The organism is Azospirillum sp. UFLA03-27 (assembly GCF_059803775.1).
Genome location: NZ_JAUQTX010000282.1, coordinates 1 through 8,126, shown reverse-complemented (window position 1 = coordinate 8,126; position 8,126 = coordinate 1). Strand labels below are relative to the sequence as shown.

8 protein-coding genes are annotated in these 8,126 nt (G+C 69.9%); 3 read left to right on the top strand and 5 right to left on the bottom strand.

What is annotated here, in order from left to right; all coding sequences use genetic code 11:
- The 3 genes from Q4I23_RS27990 to pth all read left to right on the top strand — a co-directional run.
- Nucleotides 1–368 (top strand): phosphoribosyltransferase family protein (locus Q4I23_RS27990; protein ID WP_498528375.1); only part of this gene is annotated, 368 nt, incomplete at its 5' end.
- Nucleotides 369–566: 198 nt separating this feature from the next.
- A complete protein-coding gene (locus Q4I23_RS27985; RefSeq protein ID WP_376998382.1) occupies nt 567–1,178 on the top strand; it encodes a 50S ribosomal protein L25/general stress protein Ctc in 612 nt (203 codons plus the stop codon).
- 89 nt (nt 1,179–1,267) lie between these two features.
- Complete coding sequence (pth, locus tag Q4I23_RS27980) at nt 1,268–1,843, top strand: aminoacyl-tRNA hydrolase (RefSeq protein ID WP_454020923.1); 576 nt, start codon at nt 1,268–1,270, stop codon at nt 1,841–1,843.
- A gap of 6 nt (nt 1,844–1,849) precedes the next feature.
- On the opposite strand, the gene yjfF is transcribed toward pth, so the two are convergent.
- The 5 genes from yjfF to Q4I23_RS27955 all read right to left on the bottom strand — a co-directional run.
- The gene (gene yjfF / locus Q4I23_RS27975; RefSeq protein WP_454020922.1) at nt 1,850–2,827 is read right to left on the bottom strand and encodes a galactofuranose ABC transporter, permease protein YjfF; all 978 of its coding nucleotides are present in this window, start codon (nt 2,825–2,827) and stop codon (nt 1,850–1,852) included.
- 4 nt (nt 2,828–2,831) lie between these two features.
- The gene (locus Q4I23_RS27970; protein WP_454020921.1) at nt 2,832–3,884 is read right to left on the bottom strand and encodes an ABC transporter permease; all 1,053 of its coding nucleotides are present in this window, start codon (nt 3,882–3,884) and stop codon (nt 2,832–2,834) included.
- On the bottom strand, nt 3,881–5,431 hold the full coding sequence (gene ytfR / locus Q4I23_RS27965; protein ID WP_498528374.1) for a galactofuranose ABC transporter, ATP-binding protein YtfR: 1,551 nt from the start codon (nt 5,429–5,431) through the stop codon (nt 3,881–3,883). Before ytfR ends, Q4I23_RS27970 begins: the two co-directional genes overlap by 4 nt.
- A 37-nt stretch (nt 5,432–5,468) precedes the next feature.
- The gene (gene ytfQ, locus Q4I23_RS27960; RefSeq protein WP_498528373.1) at nt 5,469–6,434 is read right to left on the bottom strand and encodes a galactofuranose ABC transporter, galactofuranose-binding protein YtfQ; all 966 of its coding nucleotides are present in this window, start codon (nt 6,432–6,434) and stop codon (nt 5,469–5,471) included.
- 192 nt (nt 6,435–6,626) lie between these two features.
- On the bottom strand, nt 6,627–8,126 hold a 1,500-nt coding region (locus tag Q4I23_RS27955), incomplete at its 5' end, for an aldehyde dehydrogenase (NADP(+)) (RefSeq protein WP_498528372.1).

Below are 8,126 nucleotides of genomic sequence, written 5' to 3'. Positions count from 1 at the left end.
GTTATAGTCTCGTGGGCTCGGAGATGTGTATAAGAGACAGCATCATCGGCGACGTCAAGAACCGTCGCTGCATCCTGCTCGACGACATCGTGGATTCGGGCGGCACGCTGTGCAACGCCGCGGTCGCCCTGATGGACGCCGGCGCGAAGTCGGTCCACGCCTATTGCACCCACGGCGTCCTGTCCGGCGGTGCGGTGGCCCGCGTCGCCGTGTCGCCGCTGGAGCAGCTGGTCACCACCGACAGCATCCAGGCGACCGAGGCCGTGCGCGTGTCCCGCAACATCCGCCAGCTCACCATCGCCCCGCTGCTCGCCGACGCGATCACCCGCATCAGCGAGGAGCGTTCGGTGTCGAGCCTGTTCTCCTAACGGCGCCGGACCACACGCGAAAAGCCCTTCCCCTTCGCAGGGGAAGGGCTTTTTTCATGGGCGCCATCTTTTCATAAGGGCCATCCGGGAGTTTCCGGACTCTTTCCTTGACGCCGTGCCCCGCATGGCTTAATCACCGCGCCCACGCGTCAGCACCCCTGGAGGCTGGCGCTTTTTTCCGTTCAAGGAGTTCTTCCGATGACGCAGATCGTTCCGCTCAGCGCCGAAGCGCGCGACCGGGCCGGCAAGGGGACCGCCCGCCAGACCCGTCGTGATGGCCGTATCCCGGCCGTGATCTACGGTGGCAAGCAGGCCCCCATCATGATTTCGCTGGAGAAGTTCACGTTCACCCGTGTTCTGAACCAGGCGGGCTTCTTCACGCACCTGTTCGACGTCACCGTCGATGGCGCCACCCACCGGGTCCTGCCGCGCGACGTGCAGTTCCATCCGGTCACCGACGTCCCGCTGCACGTCGACTTCCTGCGCGTCTCCGCCGAAACCCGCACCACCGTGCAGGTTCCGGTCGAGTTCGTCGACCAGGAGAAGTCGCCGGGCCTGAAGCGCGGCGGCGTGCTCAACATCGTCCGCCACGAGCTGGACGTGACCGTCTCCGCCGGCAACATCCCGGAGCAGATCACGATCTCCTGCGAGGGCTACGACGTCGGCGATTCGATCCACATCTCTTCGGTGAAGCTGCCGGAGGGTGTCGCCTCGACCATCACCGACCGCGACTTCACGATCGCCACGATCGTCGCCCCGTCGGGCCTGAAGTCCGAAGAGGCCGAGAGCACCGAGGCCGCCGCTTCCTGATCGGAAGCCGCCTTTGGGGTTGCGACAGGGGGCTTCGGCCCCCTGTTTCATTTCCGGCTTATGCCGTTTCGCGATGAGGAGAGTTCGCCATGCTGCTGCTGGTGGGATTGGGCAACCCTGGCGCCGAATACGCGCGCAACCGGCACAACATCGGCTTCATGGCGGTGGAGGAGATCGCCCGCCGTCACGGCTTCGGCCCCTGGCGCAAGCGCTTCCAGGGCCAGACCGCCGAGGGCACGATCGGCGGCGAGAAGGTGATCGCCCTGGAGCCGCTGACCTTCATGAACCTGTCCGGCCAGTCGGTCACCGCGGCCGTGCAGTTCTTCAAGATGAAGCCCGAGGACGTCGTCGTCATCCATGACGAGCTGGACCTGCCGCCCGGCAAGCTCCGGGTGAAGAAGGGCGGCGGGCATGGCGGGCACAACGGCCTGCGCTCCATCGACGCGCATCTCGGCAAGGAATACTGGCGCATCCGCCTGGGCATCGGCCATCCGGGCGACAAGGACCGGGTCAGCGGCTATGTGCTCCACGACTTCGCCAAGGCCGAGCAGAGCTGGCTCGACCCGCTGATCGACGCCGTCGCCGACGCCTTCCCGCTGGTCGTCAAGGGGCAGGCGGAGAACTTCATGAACAGGGTCACCCTGGCGACCGCGCCCGCCAAGTAGACGGGATCACGCCTCCGCCGGGGCGCCGCCGCGGCCGGTCCAGACCGCCAGCAGGCCCTTCTGCAGCAGGATGAAGACGAACAACAGGACGCCGATGGCGATCTTGGTCCACCAGCTGCTCAGGCTGCCGTCGAAGGTGATGTAGGTCTGGATCAGGCCCTGGATCAGCACGCCGATGAACGTGCCGATCACGTAGCCGTAGCCGCCGGTCAGCTGGGTGCCGCCGATCACCACCGCGGTGATGGTGTCCAGCTCCACCCCCGTCGCCGCCAGCGAATAGCCGGCCCCGGTGTAGAGCGAGAAGACGATCCCCGCCAGCCCGGCCAGCAGCCCCGACAGGGCGTAGACCGCCACCGTGGTGCGGCCGACCGGCACGCCCATCAGCTCCGCCGACTGCCGGTTGCCGCCAAGCGCGTAGAGGTTGGCGCCGAAGCGTGTCCAATGGGCGCACACCACCGCAGCCGCCACCACGCCCAGCATCAGCAGCGCCGGCAGGGTCAGCTTGCCCCCGCCGTCGAAGCGCAGCGCGAGTTCGCCCAGCTCGGCGTAGAGCGGGTGGTTGATCGGAATTGAATCGGTGCTCAGCACGAAGCCGAGGCCGCGGGCGACGAACATGCCGGCGAGCGTGACGATGAAGGGCGGCATCTGGAAGACGTGGATCACGGCGCCCATCGCCGCCCCGAAGCCGCCGGCCACCGCCAGCGCCACGGCGAAGGCGGACAAGGGGTGCCAGCCGCCCTGCTCGATCAGCACCGCCAGCAGCACGGTGGTGAAGCCGATCACCGCCCCCACCGACAGGTCGATGCCGCCCGACAGGATCACGAAGGTCATGCCGACCGCGGTGATGCCGAGAAAGGCGTTGTCGGTCAGCAGGTTGCCGACGACCCGCAGCGAGGCGAAGTTGGGGAATTGCGCGGCGCAGAGCAGGAAGCCGACCACCAGGACGGCGGTGGTGACCAGCAGGGGAAGGAAGCGGTGGATCATGGCGTCACGCTCCCGCGCTCGGGCTTTGGCTCTCGGGCTTGGCCCGTGGCGGGGTCGGTGCCCGGACCGGCCGGGGGCCGGCGGGGCGCGGCAGGAACAGCGTCAGGGTCGGTGACTGCAGCAGCAGGACCACCATCAGGACGCCTGCTTTGACGATCAGGTTGAACTCCGGCTTGAAGCCGCTCAGCAGGATGCCGGTGTTCATCGCCTGGATGGTCAGCGCCCCGACCACGGACAGCAGCAGCCCAAACCGGCCGCCGAGCAGCGAGGTGCCGCCGACCACCACCGCCAGGATGGCGTCCAGCTCCAGCCACAGGCCGGCGTTGTTGGCGTCGGCGCCGCGGATGTCGGCGGCGACCACCAGGCCGGCGACGGCGGCGCACAGGCCGCACCAGACATAGACGGCGATCAGCACGACCGGCGTGTTGACGCCCGCCCCGGCGCTGGACAGTCGGTTGACGCCGACCGCCTCGATCATCAGCCCCAGCGCGGTCATCCGGACCAGCAGTGCGGTCACCCCCAGCAGGACGGCGGTGATGACCACCGGCATCGGCACGGTCAGGAACGACCCGCTGCCGATGAAGGCGAGGCCGGGGCTGGTGAAGGTGACGATCTGCCCCTCGGTGACCAGCTGGGCGATGCCGCGGCCGGCGACCATCAGGATCAGGGTGGCGACGATCGGCTGGATGCGCAGGACCGCCACCAGAAGCCCGTTCCACAGGCCGCAGAGCAGCCCGGCCCCCAGCGATGCCGCCAGAACCGGAGCCAAGCCCCAGCCCGCCTGGGTCAGGGTGGCGGCGACCGCGCCGGAAATCGCCATCACCGCGCCCACCGACAGGTCGACGCCGCGGGTGGCGATGACCATGGTCATGCCGATGGCGAGCAGCGCCACCGGGGCGCCGCGGTTCAGCACGTCGACCAGACTGCCGAACAGCCGGCCGTCCTGCAGGCGGATGGAAAAGAAGTCGGGGAAGAGCAGCCAGTTGGCCAGCAGCACGGCGGCCAGCGCGCCGTATTGCGGCAGGTTGCGCGACGGGCCGGGGACCGGCCGCGTCATGGGCGCGCCTCCTCGGGAACGGGTTCCGACGCGATGGCGGCGACGATGCGGTCCACGGCGACCTCCCCTCCCCTCAGCTCCGCCACATGGCGGCGGTCGCGCAGCACGACCACGCGGCGGCTGTAGGCGACGATCTCCTCCAGCTCCGACGAGACGACCAGCAGGGCCATGCCGTCGGCGCACAGCCGCTCGATCAGGCGGATGATCTCGGCGTGGGCACCGACGTCAATGCCGCGCGTCGGCTCGTCGAGGATCAGCAGGCGCGGCTCGGTCGCCAGCCAGCGGGCCAGCAGCGCCTTCTGCTGGTTGCCGCCGGACAGCAGCTGGATCGGCTGCTCCGCGTGCGGCGTGCGGATGTCGAGCAGGCGGATGAAGTGGTCGGCGATCTCCTCCTGGCGGCGGCGCGGGATCGGCCGCAGCCAGCCCTGGCGGGCCTGGAGTGCCAGGATGATGTTCTCGCGCACCGACAGCGCGCCGACGATGCCTTCCTTCTTGCGGTCCTCCGGGCAGAAGCCGAAGCCGAGCCGGATGGCGTCGCGCGGCCCGCGCAGCCGCACCGCTTGGCCGTCCACCGCCGCCTCGCCGCGGTCGGCGCGGTCCATGCCGAAGACCAGCCGCGCCGTCTCCGTCCGGCCGGAGCCGAGCAGCCCGGCGAGCCCCACCACCTCGCCGGGGCGGATGTCGAGGTCGAAGGGCTCGACGCTGCGCGCCTTGCCGTAGCCGCGGAAGCGGACCAGCGGCGGCCGGGCGTCCTCCTCCGCGTCATCGAACGGCGGGGCGATGCGGTGGGCCGCCGCCTCCAGCTCCCGCCCCAGCATCATGGCGACGAGGTCGAGGCGCGGCAGCTCCGCTGTGCGCCGCTCCCCCACCAGACGGCCGTTGCGCAGCACGGTGATGCGGTCGCACAGCGCGTAGACCTGATCGAGGAAATGGGTGACGAAGACGATGCCGATGCCGCGCGACCGCAGGGTCCGCATCACCTTGAAGAGAACCGCCACCTCCTGCGCGTCGAGGCTGGCGGTCGGCTCGTCGAGGATCAGAACCTTGGCCGACATGTCCACCGCACGGGCGATGGCGACGATCTGCTGCGTCGCCACCGAGAAGCGGCCGAGCGGCGCCGTCACGTCGAGGGTCAGGCCGTAGGGGATCAGCACCGCCCGCGCCCGCCGCCGCATGGCGCCGCGGTCGACCAGACCGAAACGCATGGGCTGCCGGCCGAGGAACAGGTTCTCCGCCACCGACAGGTTCGGCAGCAGGTTCACCTCCTGATAGACGGTGCCGATGTGCAGGCGCTGCGCCTCCTCCACGCCGCGGGGAGCGATGGCCCGCCCCTCCAGCGTCACGGTGCCGGCGTCGCGCTGGTAGACGCCGGTCAGCGTCTTGATCAGCGTCGACTTGCCGGCGCCATTCTCGCCGAGCAGAGCGTGGATCTCGCCGTGGCGCACGGTGAAATCCACGCCGTCCAGCGCCTGGACGCCCAGAAAGGCCTTGGACAGGCCGCGCACCGCCAGCAGCGGCGGGGACGCGGTGGGGGTGGGGTCCGTCATGCGGGGGGCCTCGCCGGCGATGCGTCGGGACGCCGGGTCAGTAGGCGTCCTTGCGGCGTTCGTACTCCGCCTTGGCGGTGTCAGGGGTGAACAGCGCCGATTCCGTCTGGATCCATTTCGGCGGCGCCTTGCCGTCCTTCTTGAAAGCAACCAGCGCGTCGAAGGCCGGGCCGGCCATGTTCGGCGTCAGCTCGACGGTCGCGTTGGCCTCGCCCTCGGCCATCGCCTTGAAGATGTCGGGCACGCCGTCGATGGACACCACCAGGATGTCCTTGCCCGGCTTCAGCCCGGCCTCCTTGATCGCCTGGATGGCGCCGACCGCCATGTCGTCGTTGTGGGCGTAGACCGCGCAGATGCCCTTGCCGCCGTTCTCCGCCTTGATGAAGCTCTCCATCACCTCCTTGCCCTTGGCGCGGGTGAAGTCGCCGGACTGGGTGCGGACGATCTTCATGCCGGGGTTCTTGGCAACGACCTCGTCGAAGCCCTTCTTGCGGTTGATGGCGGGGGAGGAGCCGACGGTGCCCTGGAGTTCGACCACGTTGCAGGTGCCGCCGGTCTGTTTGGCCAGCCACTCGCCGGCGACCCGGCCTTCCAGCACCGTGTCGGAGGTGACGGCGGTCATGTAGAGGCCGGGGTCCCTGGTCACGATCTGGCGGTCGAGCAGGACGACCGGGATCTTCGCCTCCTTGGCCTCCTTCAGCACCGAATCCCAGCCGGTCGCCACCACCGGCGCGATGAAGATGGCGTCCACGCCCTGGGCAACGAAGGAGCGCACGGCCTTGATCTGGTTCTCCTGCTTCTGCTGGGCGTCGGAGATCTTCAGGTCGATCCCGCGCTTCTCGGCCTCCGTCTTGGCGGTCTTGGTCTCGGCGGCGCGCCAGCCCGATTCCGAGCCGATCTGCGAGAAGCCGACCACCAGCTTCTTGTCGGCGGCCTGCACACCGCCGAGCCCGATCAACAAGGCCGCGGCGGCAGCGGCGGAGATCAGCCATGTCCTGGACATACCGTTTCACTCCCCTGGGTGTCTTGTCATCGATCCGGGCAACCCCGGCGACCCGCCTGTGCCCGCTCGCATTTGTTCGTTGCGCCAACATTAGGCGTCGAAAACCATATCTGTCCAATATGATTCTCGACCGAAGCGATACCGAAACCGACATGATCGCCCGATGCGGGCAAAGCGATGCCGGTCCTTCCCTCACCTCTGTCCCGGCACGCCGTCGATCCGCCGCCACAGGCCGAGCGGGTTGCCGTCGCGCAGCGCCTCCGGCAGCAGGGCGGCGGGGATGTCCTGGTAGCAGACGGGGCGCAGGAAGCGCCGGATCGCCAGCGTTCCGACCGAGGTGGTCCGGCTGTCGGAGGTCGCCGGGAAGGGGCCGCCATGCACCATGGCGTGGCAGACCTCCACCCCGGTCGGCCAGCCGTTGGCCAGGATGCGTCCCGCCTTGCGCTCCAGCGTCGGCAGCAGCGCGGCCACGGCGTCGCCGTCCGCCGCGTCCATCTGCACGGTCGCGGTGAGCTGGCCCTCCAGCCGCTCGGCGACGGTCCGCATCGTTGCCGCGTCCGGGCAGCGAATCAGCAGGGACGCCGCCCCGAACACCTCGTCCTGCAGGGCCGGGTCGGCGAGGAAGGCGTCGGCCGTCGTGCCGAACAGGGCGGCTTGCGCCTGGTTGGGGCCGGAACAGGCCAGCCCGCGGGCGAGCGTCGCCACGGCGGCGCTGCCGGAGAGCCGCGCCACCCCCGAATCATAGGCGGCGTGGATACCTGGGGTCAGCATGGTCAAGGCAGCGCTGCCGCCCAGCGCGTCCACCGCAGTGGCCACGAAGCGGTCGAGGTCCGGCCCGTCGACGCCCAGCAGGATGCCGGGGTTGGTGCAGAATTGGCCGGCGCCCATGGTCAGCGAGGCCACGAAGCCCTTGCCCAGCGCCTCGGCCCGCGCCCCCAGAGCCGCCGGCATCAGAAAAACCGGGTTGATGCTGCTCATCTCCGCATAGACCGGGATCGGTTCGGGCCGGCGGGCCGCCGCTTCCATCAAAGCGAGGCCGCCGCCGCGCGAACCGGTGAAGCCCACCGCCTTGATCCGCGGGTCGGTGACGAGCGCCGTTCCGATGGGATTGCCGACGCCGAACAGCAGCGAGAAGACGCCCTCGGGCAGACCGCAGGAGACCACCGCCGCCCGGATGGCCCGGCCGACCAGCTCCGACGTGCCGGGATGGGCGGAGTGGCCCTTGACCACCACCGGGCAGCCGGCGGCGAGCGCCGACGCGGTGTCGCCGCCGACGACCGAGAAGGCCAGCGGAAAATTCGACGCGCCGAACACCGCGACCGGACCGAGCGGGATGTGGCGCTGCCGGACGTCGGGGCGCGGCAGCGGCTGGCGCTCCGGCTGGGCCGGGTCGATGCGGGCCTCCAGCCAGCCGCCCTCGCGCACCGTCTGGGCGAACAGACGGAGCTGGCCGACCGTGCGGCCCCGCTCCCCCTCCAGCCGCGGGCGCGGCAGGCCGCTCTCGGCCATGGCGCGGACGATCAGCGCGTCGCCGAGGTCGAGGAGGTTCGCGGCGATGGTCTCCAGGAAGGCGGCCCGCGCCTCCAGCCCGGTCTCGCGGAAGGCGTCGAAGGCGGCCCAGGCCAGCGCGCAGGCGCGCTCGACCTCCGCCCTGTCTCTTATACACATCTGACGCTGCCGACGATTATACGC